The organism is Allobosea sp. P4_H5 (genome assembly GCF_056400825.1).
In genome coordinates, this window is the sequence record NZ_JBFUKM010000009.1 from 245,735 (window position 1) to 270,057 (window position 24,323).

General features: G+C 65.6%; 23 protein-coding genes. 16 read left to right on the plus strand and 7 right to left on the minus strand.

What is annotated here, in order from left to right:
* The first annotated feature begins 39 nt into the window (after positions 1-39).
* From AC1DS0_RS19990 to AC1DS0_RS20025, 8 genes are all read left to right on the plus strand, one after another.
* Positions 40-1,692: a peptide ABC transporter substrate-binding protein gene (locus AC1DS0_RS19990; protein ID WP_476816024.1), complete on the plus strand. Its 1,653-nt coding sequence runs from the start codon at positions 40-42 to the stop codon at positions 1,690-1,692.
* 9 nt (positions 1,693-1,701) lie between these two features.
* Complete coding sequence (locus AC1DS0_RS19995) at positions 1,702-2,652, plus strand: ABC transporter permease (protein ID WP_476816025.1); 951 nt, start codon at positions 1,702-1,704, stop codon at positions 2,650-2,652.
* A gap of 2 nt (positions 2,653-2,654) precedes the next feature.
* Positions 2,655-3,539, plus strand: coding sequence for an ABC transporter permease (locus tag AC1DS0_RS20000; protein WP_476816026.1), 885 nt, complete (start codon positions 2,655-2,657; stop codon positions 3,537-3,539).
* A gap of 40 nt (positions 3,540-3,579) precedes the next feature.
* Positions 3,580-4,479 (plus strand): LysR substrate-binding domain-containing protein, encoded by a 900-nt coding sequence (locus tag AC1DS0_RS20005; protein ID WP_476816027.1) that lies wholly within the window; start codon positions 3,580-3,582, stop codon positions 4,477-4,479.
* Between the two features lie 385 nt (positions 4,480-4,864).
* Positions 4,865-6,985: a TonB-dependent receptor gene (locus AC1DS0_RS20010; RefSeq protein WP_476816028.1), complete on the plus strand. Its 2,121-nt coding sequence runs from the start codon at positions 4,865-4,867 to the stop codon at positions 6,983-6,985.
* Positions 6,986-6,987: 2 nt separating this feature from the next.
* Entirely contained in the window at positions 6,988-8,142 is a 1,155-nt protein-coding gene (locus tag AC1DS0_RS20015) for an ABC transporter substrate-binding protein (RefSeq protein WP_476816029.1), read from the plus strand.
* A gap of 332 nt (positions 8,143-8,474) precedes the next feature.
* Positions 8,475-8,633, plus strand: a complete 159-nt coding sequence (locus tag AC1DS0_RS20020) for a hypothetical protein (protein ID WP_476816030.1) — start codon at positions 8,475-8,477, stop codon at positions 8,631-8,633.
* Positions 8,634-8,691: 58 nt separating this feature from the next.
* Positions 8,692-8,859, plus strand: coding sequence for a hypothetical protein (locus AC1DS0_RS20025; protein ID WP_476816031.1), 168 nt, complete (start codon positions 8,692-8,694; stop codon positions 8,857-8,859).
* A 214-nt stretch (positions 8,860-9,073) separates the two neighbouring features.
* Here AC1DS0_RS20025 and AC1DS0_RS20030 read toward each other — a convergent pair whose 3' ends face one another.
* Positions 9,074-9,448, minus strand: a complete 375-nt coding sequence (locus AC1DS0_RS20030) for a VOC family protein (RefSeq protein ID WP_126113854.1) — start codon at positions 9,446-9,448, stop codon at positions 9,074-9,076.
* A gap of 161 nt (positions 9,449-9,609) precedes the next feature.
* Complete coding sequence (ald, locus tag AC1DS0_RS20035) at positions 9,610-10,725, minus strand: alanine dehydrogenase (RefSeq protein ID WP_476816032.1); 1,116 nt, start codon at positions 10,723-10,725, stop codon at positions 9,610-9,612.
* Positions 10,726-10,886: 161 nt separating this feature from the next.
* Between ald and AC1DS0_RS20040 the strand changes: the two genes are divergently transcribed.
* Positions 10,887-11,384, plus strand: a complete 498-nt coding sequence (locus AC1DS0_RS20040) for an Lrp/AsnC family transcriptional regulator (protein WP_476816033.1) — start codon at positions 10,887-10,889, stop codon at positions 11,382-11,384.
* Between the two features lie 142 nt (positions 11,385-11,526).
* On the opposite strand, the gene AC1DS0_RS20045 is transcribed toward AC1DS0_RS20040, so the two are convergent.
* Genes AC1DS0_RS20045 through AC1DS0_RS20060 form a run of 4 tightly spaced genes read right to left on the minus strand, consistent with a single transcriptional unit; the run spans position 11,527 to position 15,821 of the window.
* Positions 11,527-12,462: a serine hydrolase gene (locus AC1DS0_RS20045; protein WP_476816034.1), complete on the minus strand. Its 936-nt coding sequence runs from the start codon at positions 12,460-12,462 to the stop codon at positions 11,527-11,529.
* A gap of 36 nt (positions 12,463-12,498) precedes the next feature.
* On the minus strand, positions 12,499-13,311 hold the full coding sequence (locus AC1DS0_RS20050; protein WP_476816035.1) for an ABC transporter permease: 813 nt from the start codon (positions 13,309-13,311) through the stop codon (positions 12,499-12,501).
* A 4-nt stretch (positions 13,312-13,315) separates the two neighbouring features.
* Positions 13,316-14,251, minus strand: coding sequence for an ABC transporter permease (locus tag AC1DS0_RS20055; RefSeq protein ID WP_476816036.1), 936 nt, complete (start codon positions 14,249-14,251; stop codon positions 13,316-13,318).
* 43 nt (positions 14,252-14,294) lie between these two features.
* The gene (locus AC1DS0_RS20060; protein ID WP_476816037.1) at positions 14,295-15,821 is read right to left on the minus strand and encodes an ABC transporter substrate-binding protein; all 1,527 of its coding nucleotides are present in this window, start codon (positions 15,819-15,821) and stop codon (positions 14,295-14,297) included.
* 120 nt (positions 15,822-15,941) lie between these two features.
* Here AC1DS0_RS20060 and AC1DS0_RS20065 point away from each other — a divergent pair, with 120 nt between their 5' ends.
* Together AC1DS0_RS20065 and AC1DS0_RS20070 are read left to right on the plus strand one after the other, a co-directional pair.
* Positions 15,942-16,817 (plus strand): LysR family transcriptional regulator, encoded by an 876-nt coding sequence (locus tag AC1DS0_RS20065; RefSeq protein WP_476816038.1) that lies wholly within the window; start codon positions 15,942-15,944, stop codon positions 16,815-16,817.
* Entirely contained in the window at positions 16,814-17,701 is an 888-nt protein-coding gene (locus tag AC1DS0_RS20070) for a LysR family transcriptional regulator (RefSeq protein WP_476816039.1), read from the plus strand. The genes AC1DS0_RS20065 and AC1DS0_RS20070 overlap by 4 nt, the downstream gene beginning before the upstream one ends.
* Before the next feature lie 199 nt (positions 17,702-17,900).
* On the opposite strand, the gene AC1DS0_RS20075 is transcribed toward AC1DS0_RS20070, so the two are convergent.
* Positions 17,901-18,446: a cupin domain-containing protein gene (locus AC1DS0_RS20075; RefSeq protein ID WP_476816040.1), complete on the minus strand. Its 546-nt coding sequence runs from the start codon at positions 18,444-18,446 to the stop codon at positions 17,901-17,903.
* Positions 18,447-18,596: 150 nt separating this feature from the next.
* On the opposite strand from AC1DS0_RS20075, the gene hisD reads away from it, so the two are divergent.
* The 5 genes from hisD to AC1DS0_RS20100 all read left to right on the plus strand — a co-directional run bounded on the left by hisD (position 18,597) and on the right by AC1DS0_RS20100 (position 24,252).
* Positions 18,597-19,904: a histidinol dehydrogenase gene (gene hisD, locus AC1DS0_RS20080; protein ID WP_476816041.1), complete on the plus strand. Its 1,308-nt coding sequence runs from the start codon at positions 18,597-18,599 to the stop codon at positions 19,902-19,904.
* Between the two features lie 124 nt (positions 19,905-20,028).
* The gene (locus tag AC1DS0_RS20085) at positions 20,029-21,081 is read left to right on the plus strand and encodes an ABC transporter substrate-binding protein (protein WP_476816042.1); all 1,053 of its coding nucleotides are present in this window, start codon (positions 20,029-20,031) and stop codon (positions 21,079-21,081) included.
* A gap of 86 nt (positions 21,082-21,167) precedes the next feature.
* On the plus strand, positions 21,168-22,241 hold the full coding sequence (locus AC1DS0_RS20090; protein WP_476816043.1) for an ABC transporter ATP-binding protein: 1,074 nt from the start codon (positions 21,168-21,170) through the stop codon (positions 22,239-22,241).
* On the plus strand, positions 22,238-23,410 hold the full coding sequence (locus tag AC1DS0_RS20095; RefSeq protein ID WP_476816044.1) for an ABC transporter permease: 1,173 nt from the start codon (positions 22,238-22,240) through the stop codon (positions 23,408-23,410). Before AC1DS0_RS20090 ends, AC1DS0_RS20095 begins: the two co-directional genes overlap by 4 nt.
* On the plus strand, positions 23,407-24,252 hold the full coding sequence (locus tag AC1DS0_RS20100) for an ABC transporter permease (RefSeq protein ID WP_476816045.1): 846 nt from the start codon (positions 23,407-23,409) through the stop codon (positions 24,250-24,252). Before AC1DS0_RS20095 ends, AC1DS0_RS20100 begins: the two co-directional genes overlap by 4 nt.
* The last annotated feature ends 71 nt before the right edge of the window (positions 24,253-24,323 follow it).

Here is a 24,323-nt window from a genome sequence, read left to right on the forward strand (position 1 = left end):
AGGCTGAACACAGCCCGGGCACAATGAGGGGAGATCGACATGACGGACCCTGACAGCCGCAGGACATATCGGAGCCGGCGCGAGGTGCTGGCGCTCGGCCTTGGCGCTGCAGCGCTGGCGGCGGGAGATGCGCAGGCGCAGCCGCGTCCGCCGCAACAGCCGAAGGGCCAGGTCGTCGCGGGCCTGTCGCAGGAGCCGACGGTCTTCAATCCGCTGATGCCGGGCAGCGAGGTCGACCAGGGTGTCTGGTGGCAGCTTTTCAGCCCGCTCTGGTTCGTCGATCCCGATGGCAAGCTTGTCCCCGACCTTGCCGCCGAAGTGCCGAGCATCGGCAATGGCGGCCTCTCGGCCGACGGACTGAGCTGGAAGATCAAGCTGCGGCGCGACGCGAAATGGCATGATGGCACGCCGTTCACCGCCGAGGACGTCAAATACACGCTCGACCTGATCAACACGTCCGGGTTCCGCGTGCGCAACCGGGTCGGGCACAGCCTCGTGCGCGACATCAAGGTTGTGGCGCCCGACGAGATCCACTGGCGCATGGAGAGCGCCTATTCGCCCTATCTTTCGATCCTGGCGCTGACCTTCATCGTGCCCAGGCACATTCTGGAGAAGGCGCCCGACCCGAATACGGCGCCGTTCAACGGGGCGCCGGTTGGCACCGGCCCATTCCGCTGGGGCGAGCGCGCCGCGGGCGACCACCTGCTGCTGCGGGCCAGCACCGCCTATCATGGCGACGGACCGCATCTGGAGCGCGTCGTCTTCAAATACATTCCGGACCTGACGGTGCTCTACACGCAGTTCCGCACCGGACAGGTCGACTATCTCGGCATCGGCGGCATCGCGGCGCATTTCGTCAAGGAGGCGCAGGGACTGCGCGGACGGCGGATATCGCGCTCGCCGACGCCGTTCATCGAACATATCGCGCTCAATCTCGAATTCGGCCCCTTCGCCGACAAGGCGGTGCGCGAGGCGCTCTATCTCGCCATGAACAAGGCGGCGCGGATCGACGCGCTCTATTATGGCCTGCCGGTGCCGACGGAATCCTTCCTGCCACGCGAATCCTGGGCCTATGACGACGGCCTGCCGGCACATCGCCACGATCCGGCCAGGGCCAATGCCATCCTCGACGCGGCCGGCTGGGTGCGCGGCGCCGACGGCATCCGCCAGAAGAACGGGGTGCGCCTCGAATTCTCCAACTCGACCACGGTCGGTAATCCCGGCCGCGAGCAGTCGCAGCAATTGCTGATGCAGGATTGGCGCGCGATCGGCGCGAACTTGCGCATCAACAACATGCCGGGCGCGGTGATCTGGGGCGAGTTCTGGCAGAAGTCGAAATTCGAGTCGGTGATGGTCGGCTCGAACTTCATGATCGGCAACGATCCCGACGTGACGCCGCGTTTTGCCTCGACTGCGATCCCGGCCAAGGCCGGCACGGGCCTCAACACGTACCAGTACGGAAATCCCGAGATGGACCGGCTGCTTGCCGACGGCGCCAGCCAGTTCGACCCGCAGGAACGCAAGACAATCTACAGCCGCATCCAGCGCATCATCCGCGACGACCTCGTCCTGCTGCCGATCTACCAGTCGGTGATGGCCGAAGGCATCAAGGACGGGCTGCAGGGCTTTCAACCCAACATCAACTGCTCGTCGAGCTGCTGGAACATGCGGCGCTGGTACTGGGCGGCGTGACCGGCTGAGATGGGCCCGTTCCTCGCAAGGCGGCTCTGGCAGTCGCTGCTCCTCCTCGCGATCGTCTCGGCGATCGGCTTCGCCATCCTGCATCTGGCGCCCGGCGGGCCTATGTCGCAATTCGCCCAGTCGGCCCAGATGACGCAGGAGGATCTCGACCGGATCAGCCGTGAGCTCGGCCTCGATCGGCCATTGGCAGTACAGTATCTCGACTGGCTGCGGCGCATGCTGACCGGGGACTGGGGCCATTCCTATCGCGACAACGCGTCGGTCTGGAGCGTTATCGCCTCGCATCTGCGCGCGACCTTCGAGCTGATGGCGGCTTCGACGCTGATCGCCATGCTGCTCGGCTGCGCCATCGGCATCCTCGGCGCGATCCGGCGCTATTCGATCTTCGATATGGCCGCGACGGTCGGCGCCATGATCGCCCTGTCGATCCCGACCTTCTGGTTCGGCCTGATCGCGATCTATCTCTTCTCGGTCGAGCTCGGCTGGCTGCCGGCCGGCAACCGCCAGACCATCGGCGACGGCTCGCTCGCCGACGTACTGCACCACATGATCGCGCCGGTCATGGTGCTCGCCCTGGTCGAGACGGCGGTCTGGGCCCGTTTCACGCGCTCGGCCGTGCTCGACGTGGTCGGCCAGGATTATATCCGCACCGCTCGCGCCAAGGGCTTGCCGGAGCAGGCGGTCCTGCGCCGTCATGCCCTGCGCAATGCTTTGCTGCCGCTGATCACGCTCGCCGGCCTGCAGTTCCCGACCCTGCTCGGCGGGGCACTCGTCACCGAGACCGTGTTCACCTGGCCGGGCATGGGCCGGCTCTTCCTCGATTCGATCGAGTATCGCGACTATCCGGTGGTGATGGGCATCCTGATGCTGTCGGCGCTGATGGTGCTGATCGGCTCGCTGATCGCCGACATGCTCTACGCGGTCGCCGATCCACGCATCAGGCTGGGCTGACCATGAGCGCAGACGTATTCCAGTTGCCGATCGATTCCGAAAGCCTCGCCCGGAAAAGCGCCTGGACCCGCTTCCGGCGGCACAGGCTCGCCATCGCCGGCGCAGCGGTCATCCTCATCCTGGCGCTCACCTGTTTCCTCGGCCCGTTCCTGCTGCCGTTCGACGAGACCCATATCGACGTGATGAACCGGTTCGCGCCGCCGCTGGCGAGCGCGCATCTGCTCGGCACCGACGAACTCGGCCGCGACATGCTGGCTCGCCTGATGATGGGCGGGCGCATCTCGCTCGGCATCGGCTTCACCGTGATGGCGATCGCGATCGCCATCGGCACGGGCGTCGGCATGATCGCAGGCTACCATGGCGGCGCCATCGGCTCGGTGCTGATGCGCGTCGTCGACGCCATCCTGTGCTTTCCGACGATCTTCCTGCTGCTGGCGCTGGCGGCGCTGATCAAGCCGGGCCTGACTTCGATGGTCCTCCTGATCGCCGCGACCTCCTGGATGAATGTCGCGCGCATCGTCGAGGCGCAGATCAAGGCCCTGCGCGATCAGGACTATGCCGCGGCGGCGCGCTCCTTCGGCGCCTCGCATTTGCGGGTGATGCTCCGCGAGCTCCTGCCCAACGCCATGGCGCCGATCGTCGTCGCGGCGACGCTGAACGTCGCCCGCGCCATCCTGCTCGAATCTTATGTCAGCTTCCTCGGCTACGGCATCCAGCCGCCGGCCGCGAGCTGGGGAAACATGCTGAATAACGCCCAGATCTACCTGACGAGCGCGCCATGGCTTGCGATCCTGCCCGGGATCGCCATTACACTGGCGGTGACGAGCTTCAACTTCACAGGAGACGGGCTGAGGGATGCGCTCGACCCGCGCATGGACATCCGATGAGACGGGCGGCCGCGACAGCACGGCGCCCGAGCCCGCAGCCATGACCCGCCGGCTGCCCTCGCTCAATGCCCTGCGCTGCTTCGAGATCGTCGCGGCGCAGCTCAGCATCAAGAAGGCCGCAGCGGCGCTCAATGTCAGCGAGAGCGCGGTCAGCCGGCAGGTCAAGATCCTCGAGGACCAGCTCGGCACGCCGCTGTTCCAGCGCACCCACAACGGGCTCGAGATCACCGATGCTGGCCAGCGCCTCGCGCTCAGCGTCAAGGAGGCGTTCGACCACATCGCCGAGGCGATCACGCCGTTCCGCGCCGAGCAGGAGACGGTCACCATCAAATGCCTGCCGACCTTCGCGCTGCGCTGGCTGCTGCCGCGTCTGAAGGCCTTCCAGGAACGGCACCCGCTGGTGAAGGTCAGCGTCCAGACCCGGCTGAACGACATGACGCTCAACGATGCCGACGCCGATCTCGGCATCCGCTACGGCATGGGCAACTGGCCGCTCGACTGCGTCACCGAGCTCTATCCGGAATGGATCCTGCCTGTCTGCGCGCCCTCCTATGGCGGGGACCGCTTCTCTGGTGCGGACCTGCCCGAGGCGACGCTGCTCCATCCGCTGCCCGACCGCCGCGACTGGCGGACCTGGTCCGAGAAATCGGGGATGCAGATCGAGACCCGGCATGGGCTCGATTTCGACGCGCTCGACATGGCGCTGAGCGCCGCCGAGGCCGGGCTCGGCGTCGCCATGACCGATGTGGTCCTCGCCCATGAGGCGATCCAGGACGGCAGGCTCATAGTGCCGCTGCGCAAGGCCGTTCCGACCGGCATCTCCTATTATCTCGTTCGGCCGCCGGGCATGCGCCGGCGCCGCGAGGTCAAGCTGGTCGACGAGTGGATCTGCGACGAGATCTCTGCCGCACGCGAGCTGGTCGGGCGCTACGCCGCCTGAAGGCGGGCTGCCTCTAATTTTCAGAAGCCCCCCACGAATAAACGCGGTCGACGGTTTAGGGCGCACCGCGCTACCGCATCGGTCGATCATGAGATGACGTCGCGCGAGCGTTCGTGCGGCGCTGTCGGTGTGTTCGCGAAAATACGTTGATTGAAGTAATTATAAAGTATTCGTTGCAAAATTGGCACGTTGATCTGCGATCTATTGATCGTTTTGTATTACAACGTCTGCGTGCTTTTCTTTTCGGCCCGTGACGAACAGGGTCCCCGCCAGCTGGAATCAACTCCGGCGGTGGTTCCGGGGTCTCGTCATGTCGAAAATTCGTCTCGCAATGTTGCTGCCTCGGTCGGTTCCCTGCGGTGCTGCCGGGCGCGCAAGGCTTCCATTGTCCTTGCTGGCGGGCACGGCTCTTGCCGTGGTCGCCGCTTCGGCAGCGAGTGCCCAGGAGCGCAATGACGGTCAGGTACGGCTCGACGAGATCGTGGTCGACGGCCCGGCCCGCGCCTCCGGCGTGCCCGCTCCGTTTGCCGGCGAGCAGGTCGCCCAGGGCAGCCGGCTCGGCCTGCTCGGCAATGCCGAGACGCTGAAATCCCCGTTAAGCACGACGAGCTATACCGGCGAGCTCGCCCGCAATCTCCAGGCCTCGACGGTCGCCGACGCGCTGATCCTCGATCCTTCGGTGCGCAGTTCGCATCCGTCGGGGGGCATCGTCGATTCCTTCAACATTCGCGGCTTCCCGATCGGTGAGGGCAATAGCGGCGAGATCGCCTTCGACGGCGTCTATGGCGTCGCGCCGAACTATCGCGTCTTCACCGACTATGCCGAGCGCATCGAGGTCCTGAAGGGGCCGGCGGCGGCGCTGACCGGCATCGCGCCCAATGGCGGCGTCGGCGGCGTGATCAACGTCGTGCCCAAGCGCGCCGAGGGCGATCTCACTCGCGTCGGCGCCGAATTCTCGTCGCGGGCCTATGGCGGCGCGACCTTCGACGTCGCTCGCCGTTTCGGTGCTGGCCGCGAGTTCGGCGTGCGCGTCAACGGTTCGCTGCGCGGTGGCGATACGGCCGTGAACCGGCAATCCGAGACGACCGGCATCGGCTCGCTGGCGCTTGATTATCAGGGTGCGCGCTTCCGCAGCTGGCTCTATGCCCTGGCGCAGCGGGATGAACTCGACGCGCCCAACCGTCCGTTCCTGATGACGCGGGGCCTGCGCGTCCCCTCGGCCCCGAGCGGGCGCGAGAACGTCATCCAGCCCTGGGAATGGTCGCGCATCGATGATCGCTCGGTGCTGTGGAAGAACGAATTCGACCTCACCGACAACATCACCATCTTCGGCAATGCCGGCGGCTCGCAGACCCGGGTCGAGCGCTTCTTCGGCCTGCCGACCATCCTCAACGCTCGCGGCGACACCAGCCACACACCGCAATATTTCGATCTCGGCATCGGCCGCCAGAGCTACGAAGCCGGCATCCGTGCCCGCTTCGAGACCGGCTTCGTCAAGCATTCGCTGACGCTGCAGGCCTCCTATTATCGCGAGACGCTGGAGCGGGCCCTGACGAACGGCACGGCCGTCCTCTCGAACATTTACGCGCCTAGCTGGAGCGCCACGCAGTTCGCCAGTCGCGCTCCGCGCACGCGCCTCTCCGACAGCGATCTGACCAGCTTCGCGCTGGCCGACACGATGTCGGCCTTCGACGACCGGGTCATGCTGACGCTCGGTGTCCGGCGCCAGTCGGTCGCGACCAACAATTATGCGGCGGGGACCGGCATCCTGACCTCGGCCTATGACGAGAGCGCCACCACGCCGATGGTGGGCCTCGTGCTGCGGCCGCTGGACTACCTCTCGGTCTACGCGAACTATGTCGAGGGCCTGAGCCGCGGCGACGTCGCCCCGACCACGGCGAGCAATGCCGGCGAGACCTTCGCACCCTACCGCACTAGGCAGTACGAGGCGGGCGTCAAGCTGCAATATGGCAGCTTCGGTGCCTCGCTCGCCGGCTTCCAGATCAGCAAGCCGAGCGGCGAACTGAATGGCGGTCTGTTTTCCGTCACCGGCGAGCAACGCGTGCGCGGGCTGGAGCTCAGCGTCTACGGCGAGGTCACGCCGCAGCTGCGCCTGCTGGGTGGCGCCTCGCTCCTCGACGGAAAGCTGACCAAGACCGCGGTCGCCGCCAATCTCGGCAACCGGCCGATCGGCGTCGCGCCAGTCCAGCTCAATCTCGGCGCCGAATGGGATGTGCCCTGGCTCAGAGGCCTGACGCTCACGGGGACGCTCGTCTACACCGGCAAGCAGTATGTCGACGCGGCCAATACCCAGTCGCTGCCGGACTGGACGCGATTCGACCTCGGCGCGCGCTACGCCACCGAGATCGCCGGGCGCAAGACCGTGTTCCGCGCTGCGGTCCAGAACGTCGCCGATACCAAGTACTGGTCGAGCGTCGCCTCCTTCGGCACCTTCTATGTCGGCGCGCCGCGCACCTTCCGGCTGTCGATGTCGATGGATCTTTGAGCATGCGCTGGGCCGGGCTCAGCGCTGTGATCGCCCTGCGCTGGTTTGCGCTCTCGCTGCTGACCTGGCTCGCGCTCATGCCGGCGCGCGCGGTGGCGGAGATCGTCACAGTGACCGACGTGGCGGGACGACAGGTCTCCGTCACGGTTCCCGTCCGTCGTGTCATCCTCGGCGAGGGCCGGCAGATCCATGTCACCGCGGCGCTGGACCGCGATGACCCGTTCGGCCGCATCGTCGGCTGGGGCGAGGACTTCGAGAAATCCGATCCCGACACATATGCTGCCTATGTCGCGCGTTTTCCGCAGGCGGCGGCGCTGCCGCGCTTTGGCTCACCCGGTCGCGGCGCCTTCGATATCGAGAAGGCGATCTCGCTGCAGCCCGATCTCGTTGTGCTCGGCGCCGAGATGCAGCGCCCGGCCGAGGAGATCCGCCTGGTCGAGCGATTGGCGGCGCTGGGCATCCCGGTCGTCTATGTCGATTTCCGGCATGCGCCCTCGCGGAACACCGAGCCGTCGCTGCGCCTGCTCGGACAGCTCTTCGGCAAAAGCGAGGTCGCCGAAGCTCTGATCGCCTTCCGGGCTGCGGAGATCGCTCGCGTGACGGAGCGGCTCGCCGCGGCCAGCCGGCTAACCAAGCCGCTGGTCATGCTCGATCGGATTCCCGGTTATTCGGACGAGTGTTGCCTGAGCTTCGGCAACGAGAACTTTGGCGCGATGGTCGCCACTGCCGGCGGCGTCAATCTTGGCAGCGAGCTGCTCCCCGGCACGTTCGGGACGATCAATCCCGAGACGATCATCGTGCGCGATCCGGATGTGGTCATTGTCACCGGCGGCAACTGGGAGGCGCTGGCGCCGAACGGCGCCTGGGTTGGCCTCGGCCCCGGCGCCGATCTTGGCAAGGCGCGGGAGAAGCTCGCCGCGCTGGCGGCGCGGCCGGCCTTCCGAGCGACGAAGGCGGTCAGGGCCGGCCGCGTCCACGCGATCTGGCACCAGTTCTATACGAGCCCCTACCAGTTCGTGGCGCTGCAGCGAATTGCACGTTGGCTGCATCCCGGGCTGTTCGCCGATCTCGATCCTGACGACACGCTTCGCCGGCTGCACGCGCGTTTCCTGCCGATAGCCTATCGGCCGGGATACTGGATCGATATCGAGCGTTAGCCACGCGGGAGCCGGAAGACGTGGAAACCAGCACCATCGTCATTCGAGCGCCGGCCCAGGCCTGAGAGCTGCGAACGGCTAGCGCCGGAACCCGCAGGCCTATGTCGGTGCTCGAACGGACCAGCGGCGCCGGAGCCTCGTTCCCTCTCGGACGCGATATCACCGACAGCCTCGCTCCAGGGTGCTCGCCATTGTTGACGACGATGGACGCGGATGGCCGCGCATCTGGCGCGGACATTGGCCGGGACGGGCACCGCCTATCTGGCGGCGGCCCCCTTCGTTGGCGCTCGATGGGTGGCTTCGTGACGGGCTCCAACAGCGGAGCGAACGCGATGATCGCCACCACCCAAGCCGAGATCGTCCGTTCGCTCGGTGTGGACGTGCTGTGGTTCATGGCGATCGACGCGGCGCCGCTTCGCTGCGAACCGTGCTGGCCGATTATCTGGCTCAGGACCGGGGCCTCGCGGTATCGCCCGACGAGGTGCTGGTGACGCGCGGGAGCCAGATGGGCTTGTTTCTGCCGCGACTGCGATCCTGGACGCCAGCCAGGTGATCGCAGTGGAGAACCTGGGCTATCCGCTCGCCTGGGCGGCAATCCGGGTCACCGGAAGCGACCAATCGGTGAAGAGCCGAATCAGTCAGCACGGCCTGCTCCTCGGCGAGGATAAGCTTGCAGACCGCACTCGTTTCCGGATCGCCGCAAGTAGCCGCCAGTGACTGGGGTAGGGTTGCACCACAAGCGGACTTTAGCTCTCTGCCCAAAAGCAGATTCCAAGGCGCAGCGACGGAACGACCGGAAGCGACCCTTCTGGGACTGCGCGGAGGCCCGGTCCGCGGCAGGCCGATTGATTCGAAAGGAGAGGCCGAGACCGGGGCCGGCCGCTTGCCGGCGGATGCAGGATGATCTTCGGCGCGGCGGTTGCCGATTGTGTTACTTCGTCGGCCGAGAGCGCGCGGTGAGCTTGTTTCCGTCGGGATCGCGAAGGTAGGCGACGAACGCTCCATTCGGGCGCTCGCTGGGTGGGCTCTCGATCGCCGTCCCACCATGCGTTGTGCCCGCCTTATGCCACGCGAGAACATGGTCACGGCTCGCAGCGGCGATACCGATAGTCCCACCGTTGGCCGCGGTCGCTGGATTGCCATCGATCGGCTTCGTGATCATCAGCCGACCGTCGTTGTGGGCATAGATCAACCTGCCCCTGGCATCCATCTCGCCCGGCTCGCCTCCCAACGCAGCGAATGTGGCGTCGTAAAAAACTCTAGCCCGCTCCAAGTCGTTGCTGCCTAACATGACGTGAGTGAACATATTTTTCTCCCAGAAAAGGGCCAGCGCGGACATTCGGCTTATGTTCGCCGGCCTCCGGTGCGGTCCGGAACGAGCGTTTCAAAACTTGTGAGGGCACGGCAAGGGGGCAGGATCACAGTGCGCCCCCGCCCCTGTCGTCCTTTGAAGCTAGAGCTCGATCATCAGGCGGCAATCGCCTTTTGAACCGGCTCGTATGGCTTGTTGAGGCTCTCGGCAACCTGGAGATTTGTGATTCGGCCTCGATGCACATTCAGGCCGGCGGCGAGGTGCGGGTCTTCTTCGATTGCCTTCAGGCCACGTTGCGCCAATGCCAGGCCGAACGGCAGCGTGGCGTTGTTCAAGGCATAACTCGATGTGAGGGGCACAGCTCCGGGCATGTTGGCGACGCAATAATGAATGACCCCTTCGATCTCGAAGGTCGGCGAAGCGTGCGTCGTCGGTCGGGATGTTTCGAAACAGCCGCCCTGGTCGATCGCAACATCGACGAGCACCGCTCCGCGTTTCATCCTCGAAAGCTGTTCACGGGAAACGAGACGGGGGGCTGCTGCCCCCGGAATGAGGACGGCCCCGATCACCACGTCGGCCGCGAGCACCTCTTCCTCGATGGCCTGTTGGGTGGAAAAGCGCGTTTTTACGCGACCACCGAAATGCTCATCCAATTGCCTGAGGCGGGGGAGAGACCGATCGAGAATGACAAGGTCAGCTCCAAGCCCAGCGGCCATCCGGGCGGCGTGTGTCCCAACCACCCCACCGCCAATGATGGCAATGCGCGCAGGCGCTACGCCCGGCACGCCTCCGATCAGCATGCCTCGGCCACCCGAGTGCCGCTGCAGGCACGATCCCGCTGCTTCGATCGAAAGTCGACCGGCAACTTCGCTCATGGGAGCGAGCAGAGGGAGGCCACCAAAGCGATCCGTCACCGTTTCATAGGCGATCGCGGTCACGCCGGAATTCAGCAGACCTGCCGTCTGCTCCGGATCCGGAGCCAAGTGCAGGTATGTGAAGAGAATTTGTCCTTCGCGAAGCTGGGTCCATTCCGACGGCTGAGGCTCTTTGACCTTTACGATCATCTCGGCCTTGGCGAAAATCTCGGCCGCGGTTGCCGCGATGCGTGCGCCGGCAGTTTCGTAAGCCTGATCTGAGGCGGAGATGCCAGCACCGGCATTCGTCTCGACAAGCACCTCGTGCCCGGCAGACACATACTCTCGCGCGGCTTCTGGCGTCAGGCCCACCCGGTATTCATGAACCTTGATTTCCTTGGGAACGCCAACACGCATTTGATCCTCCCGAGTTTGGAGAGGCGATGGTAGCGCAGGAGCTCGAGCGGATTTAGACGAATTACGGTGGGGTCATCGCCAATTTCGTCGAATTCAAGCGGAAATCATGGATATGACGCTGGTATCGTGCGCAAGCTTGGCCGTGACCGCAGGAACACAACATGGCTCTGGATAATCTGTCACGCATCCTTTTGTCCGAACTCGTGGAAGATGGCCGTGCAAGCCATATCAAGCTCGCCGAGCGCATCGGCTTGTCCGCTACAGCAGTCGCCCGACGACAACGCGCCCTGGAGGAGGAAGGCGTGATCGTCGGCTATCACGCACGATTGAGCCAGAAGGTGCTTGGTCTAGGGGTAACCGTCATCATCAGATTGGCTCTGAACAGCCAGAGTGAAGACGCCCTTTCCGCATTCGAAAAGGCCGTCGCCAAATGCCCCTCGGTTCTGAGGTGCTTCCTGATGTCGGGGGAGGACGATTATCTGCTCACTGTCGTCGCCCGAGACGTCGAGGACTTCGAACATGTTCACAAGACGCAGTTGTCCCGATTGCCGCACGTTGCGCGGATCCAATCAAGCTTTGCGCTCCGCCAGATCATAGAGAGGCCTGTTCTACCTCCGCTCCAATCAGGAGAGGGGCGCCACGGCCAAGCGGACCGATAGCGAAGGACGCCCCGGCAGATGACGTGACTTGCCGACAGTTCTCAAGCGCGCTGCGGTGGATCTCCTGAAGCCTGGGTCTGCCGCCAACCGAGAAGTCCGAGCCAGTGACGAGCCCGTCCTTTCAATGGAGCGGCGGACGGCATCAGTGCCCTTCCCGCGCGAGGGTCGACACCGCGGCCGCGACCAAGGCGCCGATCGCCGGCAGGAAGCCGTCATCCTCGGCGACGGCCTCGCCCTGGGTGAAGACCGTGAGCACGAACTCCTGCCCGCCAGGCAGGATCGCGCGCAGCGTGTCGTGCCGGCGGAAGGAGGCGCGGTCGTCGCCGAGCCAGCGCGTGCGTCCGGCTTTGGACCAGATCTGCGTGCCTTCGGGCAATGTGTCGCCGAGATAGCCGAGCAGTTGATAGGCGCCGCGGCCGCGGTCCGGGGCATTGGCGTGGCGTGCGAGATGGTCGCGGATGACGGCAAGGCGCGCCGGCGGCAACAGCGCGGATTCGCTGAAGATCTCGTGCATCAGCCGCGCCATCGCGATCGGCGTCAGGCAGTTGTGTCCGGCGGGCGAACGGTCGAGCGCCACCTTCTCCCGGCCGTAGCGCAAATCGTCCATCAGCTTCTGGTTGAGGTTGATGCCGGCAAATTCCGGCCAGCCCAATCCGGCGAAGATCCGGTTGATCTCCTCGCGGCGCTCGCACCAGGCGCTCATCTCCTGATCGTCCAGCAAGGTGTCGCCGGTCGTGCTCGTGAGCAGGTCGATGATGTAGTTTGTTGCGGAATTGGACGACCACAGGATCATGTCGCGCATGGCCCGGTCGAGCTCGCCATGGGCGGAGAGCCGCCCGTCCTCAAGCCGCAGCTGAGTGGCGACGAGGTGGAACACCTTCACCAGCGAGCAGGGATAGGCGCGCCAGTCGGCCCGCAATGCCGCGCCTTGCGCCCTGCCGCCCGCCTTGCCGGGCTGGGTCAGCACATAGGCGAACTGCTCGAAAGGGATGCCGCGCGCAGCATAGATCGGCGCGGCATGGGCTTCGATCAGCGCGCCGATCCGCTGCAGTTCGGCATTCTCGATGAAGAAGCTCATGGCCGTCTCGCGAAACAGGGCGGAAAGGAAGGCGCGTCAGCCCTTGGGGCGCAGCGCGGTGTCGAGGCCCTCGCCGATCAGGGCAAAGGTCACGCCGGTGTAGACGATGGCGAGTCCGGGAGCGGTCGCGATCCACCAGGCATCGAACAGGAACTGGCGCCCGTCGGCGATCATCAGCCCCCATTCCGGCGTCGGCGGCTGGATGCCGAGACCAAGGAAGGACAGCGAGGTCACGGCCAGGATCGTCAGCACGACGTCGGCCATGGCGAAGACGATCGCGGGCGTCACGGCATTGGGCAGGATATGCGCGGTGACGATACGGCGATCGGTCGAGCCGAAACTGCGCGCCGCCTGCACATATTCGAGCTCGCGCAGCACCAGCACCTCGCCGCGGGTGATGCGTGCGAAGGAGATCCAGTTCACCAGCAGGAAGGCGAGATAGAGATTGGCCTCGCCGGGCCCGAGCACGCCGACGATGGCGATCACCAGCACATGGAAAGGGAAAGCCCAGAAGATATCGGTGATGCGCATGATCACCGTATCGACCCGCCCGCCGACGAAGCCCGAAAGCGCGCCGATCGCGATGCCGAGGATGGCGGGTGCGGCGACGCAGACCAGCGCGACCCGCAGATCGACCAGCCCCCCGGCCATGACGCGCGAGACAACGTCGCGGCCGAGATCGTCCGTGCCGAGCCAGTGTTTCGCCGAGGGCGGCTGCAGCGTGTTGCCATAGTCGACCAGGAAGGGATCGTGCGGCGTCCAGACCTGCCCGAGCCCGACGAACAGGCACAGCAGCAGGAGCATGGCGAGGCCGACGAGGAGCGTCGGATCGAGGCGGCGCTTGCTCATCGCGTCAATCCAGCCGGATGCGCGGATCGGCCAGCGCATAGGCGATGTCCGTCGCGAGATTGATCAGGACGACCAGCACGGCGAAGACGATCGTCAGCCCCTGGATCATCGGGTAGTCGCGGGCGAAGATCGACTCGACGAAGAGCGAGCCGAGTCCAGGCAGCGCAAAGACCGTCTCGATCACCACCGTTCCGCCGATCACCCAGCTCGTATGGGCGCCGAGCACCGAGATCGAGCTGATCAGCGCATTCGGCAGCACATGGACGCGCATGGTGCGGCCGATCGCATTGCCCTTGGCACGGGCCGTCGTGACGTAATCCGAACCGAGCACGTTGAGGATGCCGCTGCGCAGGCTGCGGATCGTCAGCGAGGCCGTCGCCAGCGCAATGACGAAGGCCGGCAGCGTCAGGTGATGCAGGCGCGAGAGGATGCCGGTGCCGTAGCCCGAGGTCGGAAACAGCGGCACCCAGATGGCGAGGACGACGACGAGCACGAGCCCGAGCCAGAAGGAGGGAATCGCGAGCAGCACGGTGAAGAGGAGCTTGATCAGGATATCGGGTGCCCGGTCGCGCCGGATCGCCGACCACAGCGCCAGCGGGATGGTCAGCACCACCGCGATCACGGTCGAATAGGCGACGAGCCAGAGCGTCGCAGGCAGGCGTTCCAGTACCAGCGCCATGACCGACTGGCCGTAGACGACCGAGCGCCCGAGGCTGCCGGAGAGGATATCGCTCAGGAAGAGTAGATATTGCCGCCACAGCGGCAGGTCGAGCCCGAGCCGCTGCTTCATCGCCGCGATCTCGTCCGCGCCGCCGCGTGCGCCGAGAAGCAGCGTCGCCGGATCTCCCGGCAACGCCCGCAGCAGGAAGAAGCAAGCCAGCGTGATGCCGAACAGCACCGGGACGAGCTGGACGAACCGCTTGAGAATGTAAGTCAGCATGGGGATGGGCCGGAGCGCAGGGCAGCCATCGGCTGCCCTCTCCTCACTTCAGCTTGACGTCTTCGAGGCGGAAGTTGCCGGTCGGCAGCACCTCGAAGCCGCTGACAGTGCTGCGATGTGCGTAAGGCGTGCCGGGGTAGAACAGGAAGATCGACGGCGCGCCCTCATGGGCGAGCTTGACCATCTCCCTGAACATCGCGCCGCGCTCCGGGCCGTCCTTGGTCGCGCGCTCCTTCTCGTAGAGTTCGTTGACGCGCTCGTTCTTCCACTCGGTGTGGTAGGCGTTGGCGCGCTCCGGGTTGACGATCAGGAAGCCGGCCATCTGGTCCGGGTCGATCGTGTCGCTGGAGGCGTAGGAGACGGCCATCTCGTAGTCTCCTGCCTTGGTCGTCGACCAGTGCGTGCCGCCCTCGACGAGGCGGATCTCGGCGGTGACGCCAATCTGCGCGAGCGCGCTCTGCAACGCCTGGCCGACCTGGCGGTGCAGCGGCCGGCCGGAATGCACCAGTAGAGTGGTCTTGAAGCCGTCGCCATAGCCCGCTTCCTTGAGCAGGGCCTTGGCCTTGGCGATGTCATGGGCATAGGGCTTCAGCTCGGGATCGGCATAGGCCATCAGCGGCATCGGCGAATTCGCCACCTTGCCGGCGCCATAGAGCAGAGCCTTGACCAAGCCTTCCTTGTCGATGGCGTAGTTCAGCGCCTGGCGAACGCGGACATCGTCGAACGGCTTCTTCTTGGTGTTCAGCAGCACGAAATCGGTGCGCAGCACATTGGCGACGGCGGTCTTGATGGTGCCGGCGCGGCCGAGGCTCTGCATCTGGTTGAGCGGGATCTCGAGGGCGGCATCGATCTCGCCGGCCTGCAGCTTCAGCACGCGGCTGTTGCCTTCGGGCAGGACGAGAATCTCGGCGCCATCGAGGCTCGGCTTGCCAGCCTGCCAGTAATGCGCGTTCTTCTTCAGCGAGAGGCCCTGACCCTTGTTCCAGGCCGCCACGATGAAGGGGCCGGAGCCGATCGGCTTCTCGAAGAACTTGTCGGGCGCCACCTCGAACGCCTTCTGGGGCAGGATCGCCGAGGAGAACAAAGCGAGGTTGTTGAGCAGCGGCGTGAACACGGTCTTGAGCTTGAGCACGACGGTGCGCTCGTCGGGCGTCTCGATCGCATTGATCCCGGCGAAGAAGCGCTTCCAGCTCGACGCGTCGCTGCCGGCGCGCTTCAGCGAGAAGGCGACGTCGGCGGCGGTGACGGGCGTGCCGTCCGAGAACCTCGCGGCCCTGAGCTTGAAGCTATAGGTCAGGCCGTCATCGCTCACCGTCCAGCTCTCGGCGAGGCCGGGCTCCAGCTTGGTGGCATCCGTGCTCGGGCGCAGCAGGGTGTCGTAGATCAGCAGCTGCGCGTGGATCGACGGGTTGTCGCTGGTCGCGATCGGGTCGAGCGAGACGAGGTCCTGCGTCTGCGCCAGCTTGAGAACGCCCTGCGCAAAAGCGCTGGAGGGCGCGACAGTCAGCGCCGGACCGAGAATGGAGAGCGCAAGCGTGGCAGCCGACACCATGGAGCGGAATGTGGTCATGGATATCCCCTGATCTTGGCCGCTCTGCCTCGGCGGCGGCAGCTTGCAACCTTCCATGGGCATGCCTAGTCTCGCAAATGAAACATTCGGCAAGCATATCAACCAAATGGAATAGAGCGGATGAGGCTGGGCGCGCTGCAGGTGGTCGATGCCTTCGTCCGGCTTGGCGGCACGGGCGAAGCGGCACAGGGGCTGGGTGTCAGCCAGTCGGCCGTGATCAAGTCGTTGCGCCTGGCGGAAAAGGAGCTCGATCTCAGCCTCGTCGCGATCGTCCAGGGGCGGCTGACCCCGACACCCGAGGCGCTGGAATTGAACCGGCTGGCGCGGCCAGCCTTCGGCGCCTTGCGCCGGGCGCATCATGAAGCCGACATGATCCGCGTCGGCATGGCCGATCGCCTGCGGATCGCGACCGTGCCGGGCCTGGCGCACAGCATCCTGCCGCCCGCCATCGCCGGCGCGCGCCGCGACCTGAGCGATCGGGCCGCCGTCGAAGTGATGTTCGACCATGTCCGCGATCACCTCAGCGCCAACGAAGTCGATCTCGCGATCTCCTACGGCCCGATGGCGACCGAGGGATTGCGGGATATCGTGCTGCGCAGCAGTCCGCTCGTCTGCGTGCTCGACGAGACGCATCCGCTCGCCGCCCACGACAAGCTGTCGCGCGAGGTCCTCGAAGGCCAGCGCCTGATCAGCTACGGGCCCGACGGCATCAGCCTGGCCGACAGCTTTCAGGACGCACTGGGCCGGATCGGCCTGTCGGAGCAAATCGCGATCACCGTCCGCCATACGGACAGCGCCTGCCATCTGGCGCGCGAGGGCGTCGGCATCGCCGTCGTCGACGGCTTCGTCATCAGCAGTGGCCTGACGCAGGGGCTGGCAGTCCGTCCGCTCGACGAGAGCCCCCTCGTCACAGCCTTCGCGCATCACCGCGACGGCGCGCCGCTCGACCATGCTGCGCGCATCCTGCTGGAGCATCTCGTAGGAGCGGGTGCATGAAGGCATTGACGCCATCTCACGCGACGGTCCTGCGCGCCGTCGACCGATGCGGCACCACTGTCGAGGCGGCCCGGCAGCTTCATCTGACGCAATCGGCCGTCAGCAAGATCATCGCCCGCAGCGAGGCGGCCCTCGGCGTTCCGGTCTTCGATCGCAGCGATGGACGCCTCGTCCTGCGTCCCGAAGCCCAGGGCCTGATGTCGGCGCTGGGACAAGTCGAGGACGAATGGCACGCCTTGCGTGGAGCCGTCGGCGACGTACGGTCCGGACGCGCCTTGCCGCTGCGGATCGCATCGACGCCCAGCATCGGCCAGGGCCTCATCGCGCAGGCGATCCGGCGGCTGGTGACGGACTATCCCCAGGCCCGCATCGAGCTGATCATGGGTGATGCCCCGACGGAGCTGTCGAAGGGCGCTGCCGATCTCGGTGTGATGTTCTCGCCTCGCGTCACCGACGATATTGCCCTGACGCCCTTTGCGCAGGCCTCGATCATCGCCCTTGTGCGGGAGGACGATCCGCTGGCCCGTCACGGCCGGGTCAGCTTACCTGAGCTCCACGGCCGGCGGCTGATCTGCTTTGATCGCGAGAAATCACCGCTGGGGTGGCTGATCGCGCGCGCCCATGAACAGGCTGGCCTCGACTATGCGCCCTTCATGACCGTGCCCTACAGCATTTCCGCCGCCCATCTGCTGGCGCGCCAGGGCGATGTCATCCTGATCGACAGCCTGCTGACCCAGGCCCAGCGCTTCGAGGGATTGGTCAGGCTGGATGTGACGCCGGAATTGCCGATCACCATTTGCCTGATGACGGTGCGGAGCCGGCCTTTGACCCGACTGGCGGCGCGCTTCGTCGAGATACTCGTAGGAGATCGGAAGCCCAGCTAACCGACTTGTTCGTTACCTGGGTCGCCGCATCGAACTTGACCGGGACTCCGTTGCGCCAGAAGCGGACTCTGGCCTTCCGCCCCGAAGCGGACATCCAGGAAAGAGGCCCGCGGCCCGGCTTCGCTCTCGGGCTATCCGACGACGACCGCCCCGTTAGCAGGTGTTCGCAAGAAGCGAGCTGACATGTGAGCCCGCTTTCCTAATAAGTGGGGGGCGTGATCGCGCTCACGATTTCGCTCGGCTCCTTCGAGGCGTTGCGGAACCGATGCGGCTCCCGGCTGTCGAAATAATAACCATCTCCGGGCTCCAGGATCGATGTCCGGCCGGCAACGGTCACCTCGACAGCGCCGCGGATGACGAGTCCACCTTCCTGGGCCGAATGGGAGAAGGCCTCGCCTGTATCAGCCCCCGGAGCATAGGTTTCGTGCAGCATCAGCATTGATCGGTTGGGAAAGCCCGATCCGATGACGCGATAGGATATGGCGTCAACCCGGCCGATCTCCGTCATGTCTGCTGCGCGGCAGAACGGATTCGGCGGCGAGACAGTCTGAAAATCCAGAAAAAAGCCCGACAGGGTCGTACCGAGCGCATCGAGGACGGCATGCAGCGTATCGAGTGACGGGCTGATCAGATCGCGCTCGATCAGCGAAATCGAGGAATGCGAGATCCCGGACCGAAGTGCGACCGCGCGCACGCTCAATTTGCGACGCGAGCGCAATTCGCGAAGCCTGTCGCCGATTTTCATGGTCGCCCTTCGCCTCTGAGTGCCCCTTTGCCAGCCCACACATCTAGCGCGAGTGGTGAATATCCTCAACATGAGCACCGCACCGCCTTGCATGCTGCGCCGGAAGCGCCGTCAATGTCAGCGCTTCCCCAAGACCCAGGCGGACCCTTCATGACGAAACTCGACCCACAGCTTGCAAGCCGGCTGACATACATCAAGCAGCCCGGCCGCAGCGCATGGAGCGACAATGCCCCGGTCGAGGCGACGGTGAAGCAGATCCTCGACGCGGTACGGCAATCAGGCGACGCGGCGCTGCGCGACTATTCCCGCCAGTTCGACAAGGTCGATATCGAGACGTTCGAGGTCAGCGCCAAGGAGTGCGAAGAGGCCGTCGCAGCGCTCGATCCACAGACCCGGGCCGACACCGAATTTGCGATCGAACGCGTCAGATCCTTCGCCCAGGCGCAGCGCGACACGATCCTGCCGCTCGATGTCGAGCCGCTGCCCGGCCTGCATCTCGGGCATCGCATCATCCCGATCGCCCGTGTCGGCGCCTATGTGCCGGGCGGACGCTACCCGCTGCTTTCGGCTCCGATCATGACGATCGTTCCGGCGAAAGTCGCCGGCTGCGACGAGGTCATCGCCTGCCTGCCGCCGGGCGCGCACCAGGCGATGATCGCAGGCTGCCATCTTTCCGGCGCCGACCGCATCTTCCGCGTCGGTGGCGCTCAGGCGATCGCCGCCATGGCCTACGGCACCGAGAGCATTCCGGCCGTCGACAAGATCGTCGGGCCCGGCAACGCCTATGTGAACGAGGCCAAGCGCCAGGTGTTCGGGCTCGTCGGCATCGACCAGCTCGCCGGCCCCAGCGAAATCTTCGTCGTCGCCGACGAAACCGGCGACGCCGTCACCATCGCGGTCGACCTCCTCGCCCAGGCCGAGCATGACGTGCGCACCCGCGTTGGCCTGATCACCACCGACCGCGCGCTCGCCGAGGCGACGCTGGCCGAGGTCGAGCGCCAACTCGGCAATCTCTCGACCGCGGGCGTGGCAGCCGAGGCCTGGCGCGACTATGGCGAAATCGTCATCTGCGAAGACGAGGCCGCGATGCTGACCTATTCCGACCACATCGCTGCCGAGCATCTCGAGGTCCACACAAGCGACGCCCAGGCCACTGCCAGGAAACTGCGCAATTATGGCTCGATCTTCATCGGCGTCGCCGCCAGCGTGGTCTATTCCGACAAATGCTGCGGCACCAACCATACGCTGCCGACGATGGCGGCCGGACGCTATACCGGAGGTCTCTGGGTCGGCTCTTATCTCAAGACCTGCACTCATCAATGGCTGGACGAGCGCGGCGTCGCGGCGGTCGCGCCGCCTGCCATGCGCCAGAGCGCCAGCGAGGGGCTGGAGGGCCATCGTCGCGCCGCCGCTCTGCGGCTGGCTCCCGCGCAATTGCTGCAGGAGATCGGTGCCTGAATTCGACGGACAGGTCTGCGGAAGCTCTGGCGCGAAAATGCGATCGGGGGTCCAATGATCGGCAAGGACTGGTTCGGCGTTCGCGAGGGGCGAATTTCGAGGCGGCAACACAAGGGAGACCAACATGGCCAGTTTCAAACAGGTGATAGGCTCCGCCGGTCTTGCGGCGGGGTTGGTGCTGTCTGCTTTCGGGGCCGCCTCCGCGCGTGACCTCACCGTCGTGTCCTGGGGCGGCAACTACCAGGACGCCCAGCGGAAAATCTATTTCAAGCCCTTCGCCGACAAGACCGGCAAACCGGTGCTCGACGAATCCTGGGATGGCGGCGTCGGCGTCGTGCAGGCCAAGGTCAAGGCTGGCGTGCCGAACTGGGATGCCGTGCAGGTCGAGGCCGACGAGCTCGCCATCGGCTGCGCCGACGGCATCTACGAGAAGATCGACTGGGCCAAGCTCGGCGGCAAGGACAAGTTCCTCGACAGCGCGGTCAGTGATTGCGGCGTCGGCGCCATCGTCTGGTCGACGATGCTGTCCTATGATTCCGACAAGCTGAAGACCGCGCCGACCTCCTGGGCCGATTTCTGGGACACCAAGAAATTCCCGGGCAAGCGCGCGCTGCGGCGCGGCCCCAAATACGCCCTCGAATTCGCTCTGATGGCCGATGGCGTCGCTGCCAAGGACGTCTACGCGACCCTGCGGGCCGCCGGCGGTGTCGATCGCGCCTTCAAGAAGCTCGACGAGATCAAGAGCGACATGATCTGGTGGGAATCCGGCGCCCAGCCGCTTCAGCTCCTGAAGTCCGGCCAGGTCGTGATGACCTCGGCCTATAACGGCCGCATCAGCGGCATCAACAAGACCGAGGGCACCAAGTTCAAGACCGTCTGGCCCGGCAGCATCTACGCCGTCGACAGCTGGGTCATCCTGAAGGGTAGCCCGAACAAGGATGCGGCGATGGATTTCATCGCCTTCGCGAGCCTGCCCGAAAACCAGTCGAAGCTGCCGCAGGACATCGCCTATGGCCTGCCCAACAAGGCCGCAGCTGCGGCCGTGCCGGCCGATCTTGCGGCCGATCTGCCGACCTCGCCTGCCAACCTCTCGGGCGCGATCTCGATCGATATCGATTTCTGGAACGACAACATCGAGGACCTGACCAAGCGCTTCAACGCCTGGCTCGGCAAGTAGTCCAGGCCTCAAGGCTTGGCGCAACCGAGACGTATGGTCACAATGGCTGGCGCACCGCGCCAGCCATTCAGGTGAAGGACTTCCATTTGCCCGGTTCGGCAGCGTTCATCCAGTTCGAAAACGTCAGCAAGGCGTTTGGAACGGCCAAAGTCGTCGATGCGCTCGACCTTCATGTCAGGCAAGGCGAGTTCGTCAGCCTGCTCGGCCCGTCCGGCTCGGGCAAGACCACGCTGCTGATGATGCTGGCCGGGTTCGAGGCGCCAACGGGCGGCGCGATCCATGTCGATGGCAAGCGCGTCGAACGGCTGCCGCCCTACAAGCGCGACATGGGCGTGGTGTTCCAGAATTACGCGCTCTTCCCGCATATGACTGTGGCGGAGAACATCGCTTTCCCGCTGAAGATGCGCGGTGTCGGCAAGGCGGAGCGCGAGGCGCGGGTGACACGCGCGCTCGATCTCGTCCAGCTCGGCCATCTCCAGGATCGCAAGCCCGCGCAGCTCTCAGGCGGCCAGCAGCAGCGCATCGCTCTCTCGCGCTCGATCGTCTATGAACCGAAAGTCGTGCTGATGGACGAGCCGCTCAGCGCGCTCGACAAGCAGTTGCGCGAACATATGCAGCTCGAAATCCGCGAGCTGCACCGCAAGCTCGGCCTGACCGTTATCTTCGTGACCCATGACCAGGGCGAGGCGCTCACCATGTCCGATCGCGTCGCGGTGCTGAACCGCGGCAAGATCGAGCAGCTCGATACGCCGTCCGGCCTTTATGATCGCCCACGCACGCGCTTCGTCGCCGAATTCATCGGGGAGACCAACCTGCTCGCAGGCACCGTCTCAGCCCGGACGGACAACGTTGCTACGGTCGCCCTCGCCAATGGCGGCTCGGTCTCCTGCGCTGCGCCCGATGGGTTCACTCCCGGCAGCCCGGCCCTCGTCTCGATCAGGCCGGAAATGTTGCATCTCGGCAACGACCCGGCAGCCCTGAACGCGCTGCCGGTCACGGTCGAGGATGACGTCTACCACGGCGACCATGTCCGCGTGCATCTCTCCTGCCAGGGCCAGCGCCTCGTCGCCAAGGCTGGGCGCCGCGATGTCGTGCTGCCCGTCGGCTCGCAGGCTTTCGCCAGCTTCAACCGCGACGATTGCACGCTGGTGGCGCCATGACCATTGCGCGCCTGAAGGCGTCGCTCCTTGTCCTGCCGCTAATCGTCTTCCTCGGCCTGTTCTTCGTCTGGCCGCTCTGGATGATGATCGCGACGTCTGTGCAGGGCGGCACGGTGCGCCTGGCCTTCCCGGCAACGGCCGTGGCGATCGCGCAGTGGAACGGCGACGGCCTTCCCTCTCCGGAAGTTCAGGCGGCGCTGATCCAGGATTTGCGCGCCGAGGTCGTGCAGGAGGTCTTCGGCGACGCGGTGCGCAGCCTGAACAGCCAGCAGGCGGGCTTCCGCACCTTGCTGCCGCGCACCGTTACGGCATTGCGCAATGCCGGTGTCGACGCCGCCCCGAAGCTGGAGAGCATCGATCCGCGCTGGAGCCAGCCGCCCTTCTGGCTCGCGCTGAAGCGGGGCATGCCGCCCTATACCGATGCCAATCTGCTCGCGGCCGTCGATCTCAAGCGCGGCGATGACGGCACGATCGCGCATGTCGCGCCGGATATGGCGGTCAACCGCGCGATCATGCTGCGGACCTTCATCATTGCAGCGCAGGTGACGCTGGCCTGCGCCGCGATCGGGCTGCCCTTCGCCATGCTGGCGGCGAGTCTCACCGGCTGGAAGCGAAACCTATTGCTGCTGGCGGTGCTGCTGCCGCTCTGGACCTCGTTGCTGGTCCGCACCGCCGCCTGGATGATCCTCCTGCAGGACCAGGGGCTGATCAACCAGATCCTGAAGGCGCTCGGCCTGATCGATGCCTCGCTGCCCCTGATCTACAACCGCACCGGCGTGCTGATCGCCATGACGCATGTGCTGCTGCCGTTCATGGTGCTGCCGATCTATGCCAGCCTGATCGCAATTCCGCGCAACCTGATGCCGGCGGCCGCCGCGCTCGGGGCGCGCCCCTTGCAGGCCTTCCGCCATGTCCTGCTGCCGCTGGCGATGCCGGGCCTGCTCTCCGGCTCGCTGCTCGTCTTCATGGTAGCGCTCGGCTACTACATCACGCCGGCGCTGACCGGCGGCGCCGGCGACCAGATGATCTCCTCCGTCATCGCCTTCTATGCGACCGGCACGGCCAATTGGGGCATGGCCGGCGCGCTCGGCCTGTTCCTGCTGGTGCCGACGACCGTGCTCTACATCGTTTATGGCCGGCTCTCGCGCACGCCTCTGGTGCAGGCATGAGCGCCGCCTCACCGAACCTCGCCACCACGCCCGGCGCGCTCGCCTTCGGTGCGGTGCGGCTGGCCTTTGCGGCGCTGGTGGTGGCCTTCCTGCTGCTGCCTCTGGTCGCGATCCTGCCGCTCGCCTTCACCGACAGCGTCTTCCTGACCTATCCGATCAGCGGTCCCTCACTGCGCTGGTTCGATACGCTGGCAACCAGCGATGCCTGGAAGCGCTCGATCGTCAACTCGCTGATCATCGGTTCCGGCGCCACTGTGCTGGCCACGGTCATTGGAACGCTCGCGGCGCTCGGCCTGCGGCGCGAGCTCGTGCCGTTCTCCGGCGTGCTGCGTTCGATCTTCCTGCTGCCGATGGTGGTGCCCGCCGTCGTGCTCGGCGTCGGCATGCAGATCCTCTATGCCCGCATGGGTCTGGCGAGCAGCTATCTTGGCGTGATCGTCGCCCACGCGGTGCTCTGCGTGCCCTTCGTGCTGGTCAACGTTTCAGGCTCGCTTGCGAGCATCGATCCGGCGCTGGAGAAGGCGGCCTCGAGCCTGGGTGCGCCGCCAACCGCGGTCTTTCGCAATGTGACCCTGCCGCTCGCCATGCCAGGTATCCTCACCGGCGCGGTCTTCGCCTTTGCGACCTCGCTCGACGAGGTCGTGATCACGCTTTTCGTCGCCGGTCCCAACCAGACGACCATGGCGCGCCAGATGTTCGCCTCGCTGCGCGAGAACATCAGCCCCGCCATCGCGGCCGCCGCGTTTGTCATCATCGTCCTGACCTTCGCGCTGCTCCTTGTCGTGAAGGGCGCTTCGCTGTTCCAACCACAACGCAACAAGCAACGACCTCAGCAAAAATAGATTGTCGAAGAGCCGTCGCGGCCGGGTGCAAATGCGTCGATACGGTTGAAAAAGTCGGCTTGGAGCGTGAT